Origin of the sequence: Chlamydia sp. 17-3921 (genome assembly GCF_902705545.1) — a bacterium.
Lineage (GTDB): Bacteria > Chlamydiota > Chlamydiia > Chlamydiales > Chlamydiaceae > Chlamydia.
In genome coordinates this window covers 18,048-34,456 of sequence record NZ_CACSHH010000008.1, presented here as the reverse complement: position 1 = coordinate 34,456, position 16,409 = coordinate 18,048, and the positions used below count along the sequence as shown (strand labels likewise).

Genomic DNA, 16,409 nt, shown 5'->3' with positions numbered 1-16,409 from the left:
TCTGATTTATCTAAGGCATATCAAGTCTGTGAATACATTCTAAGGTTTCTATGAAGTGGTTATCAGCTACTGCCATTTTTGCTGTTGCTCTCCCTCCATTAACAGCATTTGGAGAACCTGAAACGGTCGATCTAAATAAAAACTATAAAGGAACGGGGGTCAGCACCACCGATTCAACAAACACTGATTTTACTCAAAAAAAAACCTCTGAAAAGGAGATTATTTATACTGTCCAAGGGGATGTTATTTTCTCTACATTTACAAACATTCCAGAACCTACATCAGATACAGAAGATATTTCTACAGATTCTGCAGTAGAAACAACAAAGACAGAAACAGCACCAGTGTCAGCCTCAGAAACTGTTGCTAGTTCTATGATTCAGACTTCCCAAACAAACTCTTCAACTCATTTCGCTTTACCACTTTGTTCTTCGAACTTTCTTTATCAACCTCTTATTTCGAGCAACACAACAACAGTAACAACTACTCCAACAACGACAACAGAAACAGCTACTCCAACAACAACATCTACCACAACGCCCACTGAAAAAAAGACTCCACCTGAACCTAAAGGTGGTGGAGCTTTTTCTAATGAACAAGAAAACGCTCCTCTAACCTTTATTACTAATGTCGGTAATCCTGGATCTCTAACTTTTGACTCTATAAAAATGACTGGACAAGGAGCGGTAATTTACTCTAAAAGTCCTATCACTATAGATGGTCTTAAATCTATTGCCTTTACAAATAATCTTTCACAACAATCTGGAGGGGCGATTTCAACGACCTCTTTAACCATATCTAACATTATTGAATCTATAAATTTCACATCGAATAGTGCTTCAATCCCCGCTCCCATTATAATTACAACTCCAAGTGGAGATACAACAACAACATCAGCTTCATCAGGAGAGGCTACAGCTTCAGCAAGGATAGTAGCATCAGCATCTACAAGTCCAAGTACAAGTCCAGAGACACCGGCAACAGAAACAACAACAAAAATCCCAAGCTCTTATACACAAGATACAGCAGGAAATGGCGGAGCCATATATTCATCAGGAACTATAAATTTCTCCAAATATAAAGATCTATTGTTCAAAAAAAATACTACAGCCATCTCTGAAAAAGCAACTATCGATACAGGAGTAATCGGAGGATCTGGTGGAGCTATTTTTTCTGGAGAAGCTTTGTCAATCACAGAAGGCTCTGGAGAAACTTTTTTCCATCTAAATTCTGCTCACGATGCGGGTGGAGCTATTTATGCGCTCAAAACTGTAAACCTCGACAATCTCTATAGCTTAAAATTTCAATCTAATAAAGCTAAGAAAGAAGGCGGAGCTATTTATGCAACAGAGGCATTAAGTATTAGTAACAATACCCTTCTTACTTCGTTTGCGGCAAATACTGCAACAAAAGATGGTGGAGCTATCTATGCTAAAGACTCTGTAACTTTTACGAATCTTGTCGAAGCGCGCTTTACAAAAAACAAAGCTGGAGATTACACGGAGCCTGTCACAAAAACACCTAGCGAAAACAACAATAATAGTGAAAACAATAATGCAGAAACAACAACATCCCCTCCTACAGCAAAAGGAGGAGCTATCTATGCTGAGAAAAATGTCTCTATTAGTGGAGTAACCTCGATATTTGAATTAGCAGAAAATACCTCTACGGATTGTGGTGGAGGTCTTTACACACAAGGAACTTTAACTTGTACGGATTCTCATAGATTACAGTTCATCAAAAACTCTGCCGGGAAAGACGGTGGAGGTTTGTATTGTAAAGATACTGTTACACTTAAAAATCTTACAGGAAAAACCTTGTTTCAAGAAAACACATCCAAAGAAAAGGGTGGCGGCTTATGTTTGGCTGATAGCAAATCGCTAATTATGGATACTCTAGAAAATTTTTCTTTAGAATCCAATGTGGCGGAAAAAAGTGGTGGTGGAGCCTATGTTCCTAATGAATGTACTCTAACATTCACCTCCCCAGATCCAAAAGCAAAACTCCAGCCAGTATATGGAACAGTAACAATTGCACAAAACTCTGCTAAAGAAGATGGCGGAGGAATTTACTCAAAATTAGTTGCTTTCTCTAACTTAGCTACTGTAACCATTAACTCTAACAACGCAACAAAAAAAGGTGGTGGCCTTTATACTCAAGAAGTGACGGATAAAACAGATAGTAGCTTTAATTATATTACAAATATTTCTATCACAAATAACTCTGCCGGAGAAGATGGCGGAGGAATTTACGGACAAAAATCGTCATTTGAACGTCTCGACCAACTTGTAGTTCAAAATAATACTGCAAGTAAAAGTGGTGGAGCCCTCTATCTTGCGAACAAACTCACCATGACTAAAATCGTTAGCGGAACTTTCTCAGGAAACACTGCCAAAGAAAAAGGCGGAGCCGTTTATGCAAAAGATGTAGAACTTAAAGATCTCCCTGGAGAACTTCTCTTTACAGAGAATAAGATAGAAGGAAAGATCTCTTCTACTACAAGTATTACGGAAATGTTGGGAGGGGGGATATATTCCGAAACATGCAAACTGAGCAATATCTCAGGAAAATTCTTTTGTACCAATAACCAAGTTAAGAATACATCTGCAGATACTGATACAACAGATAAAGAAGCAGACTTACAAGGTGGTGGGATATATGCAAAAACTACATTTACTCTAGAAAATTGTAGTGGAGAGATCCTTTTCAGTGGAAATTCCGTCAAAGCAATGAAAACAAGTAATACAAAACAAATTGCTGGTGGAGCGATTTATTCACCAACAGTTTCCATAACAGGCTGTGAGCAACCTCTTAACTTCTTATCGAATTCTGCTACTAGTCACAAAACAACCCCAAATGGATCTAAAGATAGTTTTGGCGGAGCTATTGGAGCTATAACGTCAGTAACTATATCTAAAAACCCTTTGGTAACTTTCTTTGATAACTATGCAGAAATGGGTGGAGCCATTGGATGCTATAATACAACAGACGCTAACGGAAATGGCACTGTAACACTTCAAAATAACGGCCTTGTTTTCTTTAATAGCAATAATGCCTTAAAACGTGGGGGAGCGATTTACGCAAGAACGTTAAACATTCCTAATGGAAATGTGACATTTCAAAATAACTCTTCAAAATATGATGGTAGTGCGATTTGCTGCACGAAATCCGCCACGATTACGGCAGGCTCTACCATCCTTTTTCTAAATAATAAAGTAACAACAGCAGCGACAACTGCTACAAATGGAGCAACAGCTGTAGACAATCTTGGAGCGGCAATTTATGGAGACAACTCTACAGAAGATGTAAAGATTTCTCTGATAGCTCAAAGTGGAAATATTTTGTTTAAAGACAACCAGTGTATAGCCAATGGAAAAACAAAATATTGCAGTATAGCAGGAAATGTTGAATTAGATCTTAAAGCTGCGAAAGACAATTATATTTCATTTTATGATGCGGTAAACATTACCACTAAAAATGGTTCAGCAAAAACTTTAGATATAAATAAAGCTGACGGAGATAAAACCTACGGAGGAACAATTCTTTTTTCCGGAGAACATCATGAACATAAATCTTTTATACCACAAAAAATCACTCTTCATAACGGAACTCTTGTTCTTGGAAAAAACGCAGAACTAAGTGCCGTATCGTTTACTCAACAGGAAGGGACTACTGTAGTGCTTGGACCAGGTTCTGTACTTGCTACCCATGCAAAAGAGTCTGGAAGTATCTCCTTAAATAATATTATCATAGATTTTAGTAAGGTTATTCCTACTGCAGATAATCCTGCTTCTCCACCTACCTTAAAGGTTGTTTCACGCTCTGCAGATCCTAGAGATAAAATTACGCTAACAGGAAATTTATATCTTGAAGATCCCAATAATAATATATACAACAACCCTTATCTTAGTGAAGATCGAGAAATTACCCTTTTTAACTTATCTCTAGTCTCAGGAAGTTCTGTCTCTATACAAAAATTAGAAATAGATGGGCACATGGGGGCTAAAAAAGGCTACATGGGGACATGGTCTCTTCTGCCTACATCGGCAACAACATCAACAAAACTTGCTCTGAAATGGACCTTTGATAAATATCTTCGCTGGGAATACATTGCTAGAGAGCAACACTTTTATACAAACTCTATCTGGGGAGCACAACAATCCTTGATAGCAGTAAAGCAAGGTCTCATCAATAACATGATGAGTAATGCTAGATTTGATGACACAGCATTTAATAACATATGGGTTTCGGGAATCGGCACCTTCTTAAACAAAAAGCAAGGTGACACTCCCGCCTTTGCATATCATGGCCGAGGGTATACTGTAGCTATTGATGCGAAACCTCGCCCGGATTGTATTTTAGGAGCATCTTTCAGCCAAGTTTTTGGACATTCTCAATCTGAAAATAATCTTCAAAACTATAGGCATAAAGGTTCCGGTCACTCCTTACAAGCATCTTTATACACAGGACAAGCTTTCTATATTCCTTTTCGCAATAGCTTTAAACGTCCTCTACTATTCCAAGGTGTGGCAACTTATGGTTATATGCATCACGATACAACAACCTTCTATCCTTCTATCGATGAAAAAAATATTGCAAATTGGGAGAATCGTGCATGGCTATACAACATGCGTCTATCTCTAGATTTGAAAGAACCTTCTCAAAGTTCTACATCAAGATTTTCAATCTATGGAGAAGCAGAGTATTCAGAAGTGCGACAAGATAAATTTACAGAACTTGACTACGATCCTAGATGTTTTGATTCTTGTGCTTATAGGAATCTTACCATTCCTTTAGGAGTATCTGTTGAGGGGGCTGTTTCCACATATAAAATTATTATTTACAACAAACTCTCTGCGGCATTCCTTCCTGTTCTCTATAGAAATAAGCCTGTATCTGGCTATGAAATTCTTTCAACTGGAGAAAAAGGGGTTCTTCGAGGAGTTATACCAACAAGACATGCCATTAATGCAGAATACAGCCAACAAATTTATCTGGGATCTTACTGGACATTATATGGCACATACACTGTTACAGCATCTCAAGATATGTTAACTCAAACAGCTAATGGTGGCTTAAGATTTATTTTCTAACAAAGTACGGAGAGAGTGGGATTCGAACCCACGGTACGCGTTAACGCACACACGCTTTCCAAGCGTGCTCCTTAAGCCACTCGGACATCTCTCCAATAAAATGACTTTCTGAGAAGATAGCTTAATGTCTCTATTTTTAGCAATATCCTCATAATTAGAAGAAAACTTTATAAAGTTTTTTCTTTCTTTTTAAAGAATTTGCCTTTTATTAAAATTGCTTCTCAATAAATAATATTTCTCAAATCAATTTATTTTCACAATGCGCACAATTCTATTCCTTTTTTATATTCTTTTTTATTCTCTAGCAACTTTTGGAGAAGAGCCCTCTCCTAAACCTCGTATTATCGTAAGTATCGCTCCTTATAAATTTCTTGTTGAACAAATCGCAGGAAATACTTGTCAAATTTATTCAATCGTAACAAATCATTTTGATCCACACACATACGAGCCATCTCCACGACAAGTGGAAGAAATACAACAAGGACAAATATGGTTTAGAATCGGAGAAGCTTTCGAAGCTATGTGTGGAAAAAGTTTAAATTGTGAACAAATAGACCTTACAGAAAATCTTTCTTTACTATCGAAATGCTGTAATAAAAGTACTTCTTTCGACACCCACACATGGTTAAGTCCAAAAAATTTGAAACTTCAAGTTCAAACAATAACCGAAACTTTAGCAAAAAAATATCCTCAATATGCCAAAGAATATGAAGCTAGAAAAAAAGAATTAATAGCAACTCTAGACGCATTAGACAAAGAAATCTTTTCTATTACAGAGTCAATCAAACAACGTCATATATTAGTATCTCACTCTGCATTTGGTTACTTTTGTCGAGATTATGGTTTTTCTCAACTCACCATTGAAAAAGATAATCACATAGATCTATCCCCTAGAGATATTTCTCATTTATTTCAAAATATTCGAAAACATGAGCTTTCTTCTGTGATTCTTCTTCAACATGCAGGACGTCGTAGTAGTGCTATGCTTGCAGAACGTTTTCATATGCAAATAGTTTCTTTAGACCCTTATGCAGAAAATGTTATTTCTAACTTAAAAACCATAGCAACAACTTTTGCTAATTTATGACAGCAGTTATTCACGCAGAAAATTTGTCATTTTCCTATCTCTCTAAAGAACCAAAGATTGTAAACGACGTATCTTTTATTATCCATGAGGGTGATTTTATTGGCATTATTGGCCCTAATGGTGGGGGGAAAAGCACTCTTATGATGCTTATTTTAGGTTTACTTCAACCTACCGAAGGGAAACTCCAAATAGCTTATTCCAATCTTCCAAGCACAATAGGATGGGTTCCTCAACATTTTTCTTATGATTTTCATTTTCCCATTTCAGTAAAAGACGTTGTTCTCTCTGGGAGATTAGGGACTCTACCCTGGTATGGAAAATATAAAAAAGCAGATCATGTAGCTGTCAAGGAAGCCTTAGAAATAGTAAATCTATCGGAGCATTTGAATTCTTGTTTCTCACATCTTTCTGGAGGGCAAATTCAGAGAGTTCTTCTCGCAAGAGCTTTAGTTTCTCATCCAAAAATTTTAATTCTTGATGAGCCAACAACAAACATAGATCCCAATAATCAACAAAAAATCTTAAAAATTCTTAAAAAATTAAACTCTTCCTGTACAATTCTCATGGTAACTCATGATCTACACCACACCACAAGATTTTTTAATAAAGTTTTCTACATGAACAGAGCTCTGACAACTCTAACAAATACTTCCACGCTTGCAGATCAATTTTGTTGTCCTTCTAACAACAACTAAGGATTCAACCATGTCTTCCCTATTTAGTAAATGGTTTCCTCTTTTTTTACTCCCTTCTTTCCTTGCTGCTTTAGGAGCTTCCATTTCTGGAGGCGTTGTGGGAACCTACATTGTTGTTAAGCGTATTGTTTCTATTAGTGGGAGTATCTCGCATGCGATTCTTGGAGGTATAGGCTTAACTCTTTGGTTGCAGTATCAATTCAATCTTTCCTTTTCTCCTCTTTATGGAGCTATTATTGGAGCCATATTCCTAGCTCTTTGTATTGGAAAAATTCACCTGAAATATCGGGAGCGGGAAGATTCTTTAATTGCTATGATTTGGTCTGTAGGTATGGCTGTAGGAATGATCTTTATTTCTCGACTTCCTACTGTAAATAATGAACTGATTAATTTTCTATTTGGTAATATCCTTTGGATCAAGACAAGTGACCTCTATAGCTTAGGAATATTAGATATTATCGTCTTAGGTACCACAATACTATGTCATACGCGCTTTTTAGCTCTTTGTTTTGATGAAAAATATATGACCTTAAATCGCGTATCTGTAACATTTTGGTATTTTTTACTTCTTATCATTACGGCAATTACTATTGTAATGCTGATTTATGTTATGGGAGTTATTTTAATGTTAAGTATGCTTGTACTTCCTATCTCCATTGCATGCAAATTTTCATATAAGATGACTCACATTATGGTAATTGCTGTGATTTTAAATATTGTATGTTCTTTTTGTGGAATCGGAGTAGCTTATCTGTTAGACATCCCTGTAGGGCCAGCAATCACAGTCCTTATGGGAATAGGTTATGTATTAAGTCTTTGCTTAAAGAGACAATACAACCTCTCGGTTCCTTCTCCTGTCAGTCCTGAAAGCAAAACAAAAGTGTAAGCAGGAAACTTTTTTTGAAAAGTTTCCAGTCTTTCCTGCTGTTCATCAGGAAGAAGATCATCTATCTTATTTAAAGCTACAAGCATATCTTTATTTGAAAGATCTTGTTTGTAGCTTCTTAACTCATTCACTAAAATTTCCAAGTCTTCTTCTGGGGATTCTCTCTCACTTCTAGAAATATCCACGACAAAAAGTAGAAGTCGAGTTCGCTCTATATGCTTAAGAAAATCTAAACCCAAACCTTTATTATTGTGTGCTTCTTTGATAATCCCTGGAATATCTGCGATAATCCATGGTTTTAAATATAAATCCTCACTATGACGAGGGATAAGTCCTAGCGCCGGCTGCAATGTTGTAAAAGGGTAAGCGCCGACTTTAACTTCTGTTCGTGCTAAAGTGTTGAATAGTGTAGATTTTCCAGCATTAGGGAAGCCAACCATACCTACATCAGCTATAAGCTTAAGCTCCAACTCTACTTGACGAATTTCTCCTTGCGTTCCTGGAGTTGCTTTTGTTGGAGCTCTGTTTGTTGATGTTTTAAAAAATGTATTTCCCTTGCCACCACGACCTCCTTGACAAACAACAATACGCTCTCCCTGAGAGGTAAAATCATAAAGAATTTCCTGGGTTTCAGCATCTCGCAATAAAGTTCCTTCAGGGACTTTAAGAATTAGATCTTTACCATTACGTCCAGTACGGTTATTTACTGCTCCATTTTGACCATCACTAGCTTTCAAAAAACGGATATTTCTATAAGCATTCAAAGAGCATTCATCTGTGACAGCCTCTATGAAAATAGAGCCACCTTTGCCACCATTTCCACCATAAGGGCCTCCCTTGGGGAGATATTTCTCTTTTCTCCAGGCAACAACGCCGTTCCCACCTTTACCAGCACGTAATTCTAATGTAATCCGATCTACAAACATTTTTATTATATTTTATAAATAAAAAGCTCTATTTTAGCATAAGCGAAAAATAGAGCTTCTATATTCTTTCTAAAAATTGAGGGGGAGAGAAAAATTTAATACCTAATCAGGAACAACGGAAATATAGGTGTGGTTTGTTTTTTTCATAACAACGACACCATCTACTAAAGCAAATAAAGTATCATCTCGACCTCTACCGACATTCTGTGCTGGGCGCCACTTTGTTCCTCGTTGTCTAACGAGAATACTTCCTACGGGAACTCTCTGACCAGCACCGACTTTCATTCCTAAGCGCTTTGACTTTGAGTCTCTGCCGTTTCGACTTGCTCCCTGCCCTTTCTTATGTGCCATAATTCAAAACTCTCTAATTACTTACAATAAGCCTATATCACTAATTCTTTAATTTTTACTCGAAGATATTTTTGGCGATGACCATGTTTGATATGGTAGTTTTTACGCTTTTTATATTTATAAGCGATGACTTTCTCTCCTTTCACATTTGAAAGAAACTCAGCTTTTACAACAGCGTTCTTAACAATAGGGCTTCCTATAACAGCTTTATATCCATCAAAGATAAATAGAACCTCTTCAAAAATAACTTCTTGATTTTCAGAAATATTGTCCAGCAATTCCACATCGATAACATCTCCTGAACGAACTTGATATTGCTTACTTCCTGTTAGGATAATTGCGTAAGGATCCATGAGTTATTCTTCCCTATGATTCTTTCTTGTATTTAGGACATATCGCTGTTTGCTTTAAATACTCTAGCAAACTAGAGGATTATACAAAATATAAAGTCCTAGATTTTGATATTCTAAACAACGAACACGCTGAAGTTGTAAGTATGGCCAGAGCCGGGATCGAACCGACGACACAAGGATCTTCAGTCCTCTGCTCTACCAGCTGAGCTATCTAGCCATTTCACGAGGTAATCATAAAGAAATATTCGCTTTAATATCAATGAGATTTCTGGATCATCTATAGCTGATTTAAAATCATTTCTATTTCTAGAAATAGCTATCTTTTTAAGATAATGTGAAAAGAAAAAAATTTTTTCACAATTTCGAATATGAGCTTGTTTAAAAGTATTACACTGACATTCTTTCGAAGATAAAATCAATAACCCTATTATATTTTAGCTCTACATAACTCTTCTGCTAAAAAATAATCGTATAAAAGTTTTATAAACTTAATTGAATTTTTTAGTATGTTTTTTTGATAAAAATACCTTATGTTTTTTAACTGAAGATCTTCGAAAATTTAGGAGGTTTATGAATTCAGAAAACAGTTCTAAAAATAGCTCTAAAAATACTCCTTCATGGATTTATCGTGTAGGTATTGGTCAAGATAGTCATCGTTTTCTTCCAGAAAGTTCTACAAAGCCTTGTATTCTTGGAGGAGTTATTTTTGAACATACTCCAGGATTCCAAGCAAATTCTGACGGAGACGTAATTTTTCATGCTATTTGTAATGCAATTTCTTCGATCACTCATAGGATTATTTTAGGAGAGGTTGCCGATGAGCTTCTTCATACTCGAGGAATTACCGATAGCAGTATCTATCTGGAGGAAGCTTTAAAATCCTTAAAGCCAACGCAAATGATTTCTCACATAGCAATTACTATCGAAGGGAGTCGTCCTAAACTTCTTTCTAAACTTTCAAATTTACGTCAGAGTATAGCAAATATTTTAAAAATCTCTTCAACATCTGTAGGGATTACTGCAACTTCAGGAGAAGGACTAAGTGATTTTGGTTGTGGAGATGGTATGCAGTGTTTTTGCGTTCTAACAATCATGGAATTTTGTGATCAATAAACATCTGTTACATAACGTCGTTCTTTTCTAAGAGAAGAGACACTATTTTCTCCTAAGATATCTTCCAAAGCTTTTTTTACTTCAGATCCAAGGATTTTTCTTCCACAGACAAAAAAACATGCCTCTTCTTCATAAATATTTTTTATCAAATCTTTTTGCTCTCTCAAGGCATCTTGAACATAAAATTTCTGATAACCTTCTCGAGAGAATACAGAAAAAATGTGCAGAGCCTTTTGGGCTACTGCATGACGCCAAAATTCTTGATAATAAAAATTTACAGCTCTCTGACGCTCACCAAAAAAGAGAAAATTCTTATGAAGACATTTTTGAAATAAGCGCTGCTCCATAAACCCCTTAAATGGAGCTATTCCAGTGCCAGATCCAATCATTACTATGGGTCTATTTTGATTTTCCTCAGAAAGAGTAAAGTGCTTTGTGGGTTGAACATACACAAATAAAGAGTCTTTTTTAGGAACTAAAGACTCACATAAAAAAGTCGAGCATACCCCGTAACGTCTTTGGAATTTTCCCTGATAAGAAATTCTTCGTACTAAAAGTTCGATTTTATTTGGAGAAACGTAAGGGGAAGAGGCTATTGAATACAATCGAGGTAATAGAGGAAAAACACTATTTACGAAAAACTCAACCGGTATAGAGGGCCGATATTCTTTCAAAGCATCATACAGCGTCACCTCAGGATCAACTTCTTTAGGGAAAAAAATTAAAAGTTTTTTTGGAAGTTTATCTAAATCTGCGTAATTAGTTAAAAAGTTTTTAATAGAGAGGGTTTCAGGAACTCGACAATAATTTACATGCTCATCTGGAGAATAACGAAGAAAATCTAGAACGTCCTCAACAATTTGAGAAGGGTTTTGTGGAAATACACCTAAAGCATCTCCGACTTTATAAGAGAGATTAGTTTTTTGGATATCAAAGATTATCCGATAAACAGGATTTCCTTTATCTGAAAAATCTTCCGTCGAATCAAAGTAAAAAAGAGGCTCACGCAAGTCTATAGAGACTCGCTGAGCGTCAAACTTTTGTAGCAAATGCATATTACAATGCTGGAGAATTATGCAGCTTTAATTTTAATATCAACACCAGCAGGAAGAGCAAGCATTTTTAACGCATCTATAGTTTTTCCTGTAGGATCTAGAATATCTACAAGACGCTTGTGTGTACGAATTTCGAACTGTTCTCTGGACTTCTTGTCTACGTGCGGAGAGCGAAGAACTGTATATACTTCCCGCTTTGTTGGTAAAGGAATAGGGCCTACAACACGAGCCCCGGTTCTTTTAGCAGTCTCAACAATATCTGCTGTAGAACGATCCAGCTGCCCTTGATCAAAACCTTTCAGGCGTATGCGAATTTTTTGTTTCTGCTGCTTCATTATCATCCTTATTTCTTAACGATCTCTTCTTGAATTTTTTGAGGGACCTTCGCAAAGAAGGCTGGTTCCATTGTTGATGTAGCTCTACCAGAAGTCAAGGATCTAAGAGATGTGGTGTATCCAAACATTTCGCTCAAAGGAATTTCAGCATTCACTTGAGCCATACCACGTGAAGATTCCTGACCTAAAATCTTGCCCCGACGACGGTTAAGGTCTCCAATAACATCTCCTAAATGTTCTTCAGGAGTAATTACAGCGACTTTCATAATAGGTTCTAAAATAACAGGTTTAGCTTTTCGACAAGCATCTTTAACAGCCATAGATCCACAAATTTTAAACGCCATTTCGCTAGAATCTACTTCATGATAAGATCCAAAAACAATACTGACTTTTACATCTACTAGACCATAACCAGCTAAAACTCCAGTATTTAAACCTTCTTCTACTCCTTTAATTACTGCAGGAATATATTCCTTAGGGATTACTCCTCCAACAATCTTGCTAACGACTTCGTTTCCTTTTCCAGGTTCATTAGGCTCGATTTCAAGACATACATGAGCGTATTGTCCTCGCCCACCGGATTGCTTGACATATTTAGTCTCAGAATTTCCATTTACAGTAATTGTTTCTTTATACGAGACCTGAGGCTTTCCAACATTTGCTTCTACCTTAAACTCACGAATCATACGATCTCGAAGAATATCTAAGTGTAACTCTCCCATTCCGGAGATAATTGTTTGACCGGTTTCTTCGTTAGTAGAAACTCGGAAAGTAGGGTCTTCTTCTGATAGTGCACTCAAAGCTTGAGCCAACTTTTCTCTATCCCCTTTGGATTTAGGCTCAATAGCCATATCAATTACAGGTTCAGGAAAATCCATTTTTTCAAGAATTATCTCTTGATTATCATCACAAAGAGTGTCTCCTGTAACGGAAAATTTTAATCCAACACAAGCTCCAATATCTCCGACAGTAAACTCCTCTCGATCTGTGCGTTCGTTAGCGTGCATTTCAAGTAAACGAGATATTCTTTCTTTTTTATTTTTTGTTGAGTTTAAAACAGAAGAGCCTTTTTTTAATGTTCCAGAATAAATCCGGATAAAGGTAATTCGACCAACGTAGGGGTCTGTCATAATTTTGAAAGCTAGCGCAGCTAAAGGGCCATCTTTTCTAGGCTCCAAAACAACTTCTTGATCATTCTTTAAACTGATACCTCGAACATTCCCCCTATCAAGAGGTGATGGTAACCATTTCACAATAACATTCAACAACTGTTGAACACCTTTGTTTTTAAAAGCTGTTCCACAAAGAACTGGGTTAATTTTATTTGAGATCACACCAATTCTCATAACAGCGTGAATCTCATCTTCTGTAATAGAATCTGGATCTTCAAGAACCTTCATCATAAAAGTTTCATTGCTTTCATCTACAGTAGCGAGTTCCTCTAACAACAAAGCTCGTAATTCTGCGCACCGCTCTTTTAATTCTTCTGGAATTTCCCTCTCTTCCCACTTAGCTCCCAAAGTTTCATCCAGAAAGTAGAGAGCTTTTTGTGAAATAAGATCGACCATGCCTACGAATTGGCTTTCAGCACCAATTGGACAATGAACAGCAACAGCGTTCGCTCCAAGCTTTTCTTTCATAGAATCTATGGCAGAAAAATAATTTGCTCCCATTCGATCCATTTTATTAACAAAAGCAATTCGGGGAACACCGTATTTATTTGCCTGTCTCCAAACAGTTTCAGATTGGGGTTCAACTCCAGAAACAGCGTCAAAGACAGCCACAGCACCATCAAGCACACGAAGAGATCGTTCTACTTCAATAGTAAAATCTACGTGGCCAGGAGTATCGATAATGTTAATTTTTTTACCAAGCCAGAATACTGTTGTCGCAGCAGAGGTGATTGTAATTCCTCTTTCTTGCTCCTGCTCCATCCAGTCCATAGTAGCGCCACCTTCATGCACCTCACCGATTTTGTGAGTTCTTCCGGCGTAAAAAAGAATTCTTTCTGTAGTCGTTGTTTTTCCGGCATCAATATGTGCCATGATGCCAATGTTTCTAATATCGCTTAAATCGAATTCTTTATTGCTCATGAACTTTTTATACTCTCCTAAATTAACCTTGTCTTACCATTTGTAGTGAGCAAATGCTTTGTTCGCTTCAGCCATACGGTGAGTATCTTCTCGTTTTTTGATTGTTGCACCCTGCTTATTAAAACAATCAACCAACTCTGTCGCAAGCCCTATTTCCATAGATTTTCCAGGCTTCGCTCGAGCATGCTTAATAATCCACTGCATCGCTAAGCAATTTCTTCTCTCTGAGGCAACTTCTACGGGCACTTGATAAGTGGCACCACCTACACGACGAGAACGCACTTCTAAAATAGGTTTTGCATTTTCTAATGCTTCTTCAAAAGCTTCAAGTGTATTTTCTACACCAAGTTTTTTAGAAAACCGTTCCAAAGCGGAATAAACAATTTTTCTTGCCACACTTTTTTTCCCATGCATCATGACCTTATTGATAAACCGCTCTAGAGTTACACTTTCATAAATAGGGTCTCCTGGAATGCTTCTTTTTTCTGCGGCATGTCGTCTTGACATATATTTAACCTCTGTCTTCTAGTTCCTTCTTAAAAAGTGTAATTTACTTAGGACGCTTTGCACCGTATCGGGAGCGGCTTTGTTTTCTATTTTTTACTGCCGCACAATCTAAGGCACCACGAACAATATGATAACGCACACCAGGCAAATCTTTAACTCGACCGCCTTGTACTAACACGATGCTGTGCTCCTGCAAATTATGACCTTCTCCACCGATATAGGCTATAACTTCTTGACCATTAGAAAGACGTACCCATGCAACTTTTCGCAAAGCTGAGTTTGGCTTTTTAGGAGTTTTTGTCTTTACTTGAAGACAAACCCCACGCCGTTGAGGGCATCTTTGCAACGCTGGAGACTTCTTTCTTCCTTCGGAAGATTTCCGATTCTTACGAATTAATTGATTGATGGTAGGCATGTATTCTTCTCGATTCAACCTTACTACTACAAGCAGAAAAATATAGAGTATGCTTCTCTTTGTTGGCAAGGTCTTATTTTCTGATGAAAAGGAGGTATATTCTTCAATTTTTTCAAAAAAAATTTTAATATTTTTTACTTTAAAATTAGGGAGAAGAAATTTTTGATTTACACTTCTTCGGATAAAGATTGAACACAACGAAAACAGTATTCTAGTGAACCTTGATTCATATAACCAAAAAGAAATCCTGGAATTAATTGCGAAAGAGACTCTCTGTTACATCTGTGGAGTATCTTTTGCTTTTTCTGGATAATTTGAATAGAGTCGTGACTGTAAACAAAAAGAGTCGGTACAACATGTGCTAAGACGTCAACAGCTCTAGTTATATCGGGGATTTCCACAAGTGCTTTCCCAGAATCTTCTGACAAAAAAAGAACATCTACTTGATCTAAAAAAGACCAAATTCGTGATTGAAATGTTGTAATAATTTTAAGATCTCCAAGATCCATAAGAATTTTATTACGTCTATTTTTAGCTTCTTTTAAAACTTTTTCTATACAATCCTCATAAAGCATTAACTGGCTATCAATTAATGTATATCCTTCTAAAGACAGAATCTCGAAAAACCATTTTTTTTGAAAAAAAGTTTTTGCTCTTTGAAAAGAATATACAAGAGTGTCTTTATAAGGAGAACTATGAAGTATCAATCTAATCTGATCTAGCTGCTGAAGAACGGGTCCGTTGCTAAAAAAATCATTACCATCAAAAGGAATCTCATCATTACGCCTACAAACAAAGCCTAAACCAGACAATTGTTCTTGAGAAAGATTTAAGGGTTCTTTTCTTTGCGTAACAATATGTGTTTCTGGAAAAGTTTCTTTATAAAGCAAAAAAATATCTTTGATCTTAGAACTCTCTACAGGATGAATACCTCCAATTTCCAAGCAACATTTCTGAATAAAGGTGGGATCAACATCGAGGACAACGTCTATAAAAGGACTTCCTAGTATGGTAAGGTGTTTAGGATGATTCCAAGGAGAATCTTCTACTCCCAATAAGAGATGAGGGAAAATTAGGATAAGCAAAAACGAAAACCGCACGAAAAAAGAAGATAGCATAAAGAACCTTCAAAGAATAGCTGTTACTACAGCAAAATCAACATTTTATTTTAAGTATTTTTTGCAGAAACTTTTTGATATAATGTCTAACCAAAATTGAAATCACAAGAGGTGGTATGACTCTAGCCTGCTCAGACTCTCTGTTATCATCTCAGCAATACCAAGCGGAACTTCTCGCAGCATCACGTTCTGTTGTAATGATTGCAACTTCTCTTATCTTTTTCTTATTTGCTATGATTCTTTGTGGATTGAGTTTTTTACCTCAGGTTACGCTTCCATTTTCAGGGGCTTATTTCGTAGTTGGTTCTTCTTTAATTTTTGTTGCCCTAGGGATTTTGCTAGTCAATACAGCTTATGATATGTTTCTAATATAATGAATCAA

Annotated in this window: 15 protein-coding genes and 2 tRNA genes; 6 read left to right on the top strand and 11 right to left on the bottom strand. The window is 36.6% G+C overall.

Going from position 1 to position 16,409, the window contains the following annotated elements; all coding sequences use genetic code 11:
• The first annotated feature begins 50 nt into the window (after nt 1-50).
• A complete protein-coding gene (locus JMS40_RS02410) occupies nt 51-5,093 on the top strand; it encodes a polymorphic outer membrane protein middle domain-containing protein (RefSeq protein ID WP_201456684.1) in 5,043 nt (1,680 codons plus the stop codon).
• A gap of 7 nt (nt 5,094-5,100) precedes the next feature.
• Here the strand turns inward: JMS40_RS02410 and JMS40_RS02405 are convergent.
• Nucleotides 5,101-5,187 (bottom strand) — tRNA-Ser (locus JMS40_RS02405).
• Nucleotides 5,188-5,352: 165 nt separating this feature from the next.
• Here JMS40_RS02405 and JMS40_RS02400 point away from each other — a divergent pair.
• From JMS40_RS02400 to JMS40_RS02390, 3 genes are read left to right on the top strand one after another with little or no spacing between them, the layout of a single operon-like run.
• Nucleotides 5,353-6,180, top strand: coding sequence for a metal ABC transporter solute-binding protein, Zn/Mn family (locus tag JMS40_RS02400; protein WP_201456683.1), 828 nt, complete (start codon nt 5,353-5,355; stop codon nt 6,178-6,180).
• Complete coding sequence (locus tag JMS40_RS02395; protein WP_201456682.1) at nt 6,177-6,875, top strand: metal ABC transporter ATP-binding protein; 699 nt, start codon at nt 6,177-6,179, stop codon at nt 6,873-6,875. The genes JMS40_RS02400 and JMS40_RS02395 overlap by 4 nt, the downstream gene beginning before the upstream one ends.
• 10 nt (nt 6,876-6,885) lie before the next feature.
• Nucleotides 6,886-7,761 carry a metal ABC transporter permease gene (locus JMS40_RS02390; RefSeq protein WP_201456681.1) on the top strand — a complete coding sequence of 292 codons (876 nt, stop codon included), beginning with the start codon at nt 6,886-6,888 and terminating at the stop codon, nt 7,759-7,761.
• On the opposite strand, the gene obgE is transcribed toward JMS40_RS02390, so the two are convergent.
• The 4 genes from obgE to JMS40_RS02370 all read right to left on the bottom strand — a co-directional run bounded on the left by obgE (nt 7,677) and on the right by JMS40_RS02370 (nt 9,608).
• On the bottom strand, nt 7,677-8,687 hold the full coding sequence (obgE, locus tag JMS40_RS02385; RefSeq protein WP_201456680.1) for a GTPase ObgE: 1,011 nt from the start codon (nt 8,685-8,687) through the stop codon (nt 7,677-7,679). The genes JMS40_RS02390 and obgE overlap by 85 nt on opposite strands.
• 102 nt (nt 8,688-8,789) lie before the next feature.
• Nucleotides 8,790-9,038: a 50S ribosomal protein L27 gene (rpmA, locus tag JMS40_RS02380; RefSeq protein ID WP_201456679.1), complete on the bottom strand. Its 249-nt coding sequence runs from the start codon at nt 9,036-9,038 to the stop codon at nt 8,790-8,792.
• Nucleotides 9,039-9,070: 32 nt separating this feature from the next.
• A complete protein-coding gene (gene rplU / locus JMS40_RS02375) occupies nt 9,071-9,391 on the bottom strand; it encodes a 50S ribosomal protein L21 (protein WP_201456678.1) in 321 nt (106 codons plus the stop codon).
• Nucleotides 9,392-9,535: 144 nt separating this feature from the next.
• Nucleotides 9,536-9,608, bottom strand: a tRNA-Phe gene (locus JMS40_RS02370).
• 353 nt (nt 9,609-9,961) lie between these two features.
• On the opposite strand from JMS40_RS02370, the gene ispF reads away from it, so the two are divergent.
• A complete protein-coding gene (gene ispF, locus JMS40_RS02365) occupies nt 9,962-10,504 on the top strand; it encodes a 2-C-methyl-D-erythritol 2,4-cyclodiphosphate synthase (protein WP_201456677.1) in 543 nt (180 codons plus the stop codon).
• Here the strand turns inward: ispF and JMS40_RS02360 are convergent.
• The 6 genes from JMS40_RS02360 to JMS40_RS02335 all read right to left on the bottom strand — a co-directional run bounded on the left by JMS40_RS02360 (nt 10,498) and on the right by JMS40_RS02335 (nt 16,027).
• Nucleotides 10,498-11,559: a sulfite reductase flavoprotein subunit alpha gene (locus JMS40_RS02360; protein ID WP_201456676.1), complete on the bottom strand. Its 1,062-nt coding sequence runs from the start codon at nt 11,557-11,559 to the stop codon at nt 10,498-10,500. The genes ispF and JMS40_RS02360 overlap by 7 nt on opposite strands.
• A 17-nt stretch (nt 11,560-11,576) precedes the next feature.
• Nucleotides 11,577-11,894 carry a 30S ribosomal protein S10 gene (rpsJ, locus tag JMS40_RS02355; protein WP_010883187.1) on the bottom strand — a complete coding sequence of 106 codons (318 nt, stop codon included), beginning with the start codon at nt 11,892-11,894 and terminating at the stop codon, nt 11,577-11,579.
• A gap of 8 nt (nt 11,895-11,902) precedes the next feature.
• Nucleotides 11,903-13,987 (bottom strand): elongation factor G, encoded by a 2,085-nt coding sequence (gene fusA / locus JMS40_RS02350; RefSeq protein WP_201456675.1) that lies wholly within the window; start codon nt 13,985-13,987, stop codon nt 11,903-11,905.
• Between the two features lie 33 nt (nt 13,988-14,020).
• Entirely contained in the window at nt 14,021-14,494 is a 474-nt protein-coding gene (gene rpsG, locus JMS40_RS02345; RefSeq protein ID WP_201456674.1) for a 30S ribosomal protein S7, read from the bottom strand.
• Between the two features lie 43 nt (nt 14,495-14,537).
• Nucleotides 14,538-14,909: a 30S ribosomal protein S12 gene (gene rpsL / locus JMS40_RS02340; protein ID WP_201456673.1), complete on the bottom strand. Its 372-nt coding sequence runs from the start codon at nt 14,907-14,909 to the stop codon at nt 14,538-14,540.
• Nucleotides 14,910-15,076: 167 nt separating this feature from the next.
• On the bottom strand, nt 15,077-16,027 hold the full coding sequence (locus tag JMS40_RS02335) for a hypothetical protein (protein WP_201456672.1): 951 nt from the start codon (nt 16,025-16,027) through the stop codon (nt 15,077-15,079).
• Between the two features lie 116 nt (nt 16,028-16,143).
• Here JMS40_RS02335 and JMS40_RS02330 point away from each other — a divergent pair, with 116 nt between their 5' ends.
• Nucleotides 16,144-16,401, top strand: coding sequence for a hypothetical protein (locus JMS40_RS02330; protein ID WP_236558938.1), 258 nt, complete (start codon nt 16,144-16,146; stop codon nt 16,399-16,401).
• Nucleotides 16,402-16,409: the final 8 nt, after the last annotated feature.